This is a genomic window from Pseudomonas sp. 51_B (assembly GCF_017491595.1).
Classification (GTDB): domain Bacteria; phylum Pseudomonadota; class Gammaproteobacteria; order Pseudomonadales; family Pseudomonadaceae; genus Aquipseudomonas; species Aquipseudomonas promysalinigenes.
In genome coordinates this window covers 1-453 of sequence record NZ_JAFGYW010000367.1, presented here as the reverse complement: position 1 = coordinate 453, position 453 = coordinate 1, and the positions used below count along the sequence as shown (strand labels likewise).

Genomic DNA, 453 nt, shown 5'->3' with positions numbered 1-453 from the left:
CGTCGCGCGGACGGCGTGGTCGATTACGTCGGGCGCATCGACCATCAGGTCAAGGTGCGTGGCTTCCGCATCGAGCTGGGCGAAGTCGAGGCCAGCCTGCGTCAGTTGCCGGCGGTCAGCGATGCGCTGGTGATTGCCCGCGACAATGCCTCCGGCAAGCAACTGATCGGTTATGTGGTCACCGCCACGGGTGATGATATCGGCGATGAACTCAAGGCCGGGCTGCGTGCTTCGCTGCCGGAATACATGGTGCCGCTGCACTGGCTGTGGCTGGAGCAGATGCCACTCAACGCTAACGGCAAACTCGACCGCAAAGCCTTGCCAACGCTGGAGATCGGTCAGTTGCAAAGCGCGGATTATCTGGCCCCGCGCAACGAGCTGGAGCAGACCCTGGCTGATATCTGGGCTGAAGTGCTGAAAGTGGAAAAGGTCGGCGTGCGCGATAACTTCTTC

The 453-nt window shown here is 61.6% G+C and carries 1 protein-coding gene; it reads left to right on the top strand.

Annotated elements, in window-relative coordinates; translation table 11 throughout:
* Positions 1-453: hypothetical protein (locus tag J5M56_RS25270; RefSeq protein WP_207938093.1), on the top strand; the 453-nt coding region annotated here is incomplete at both ends.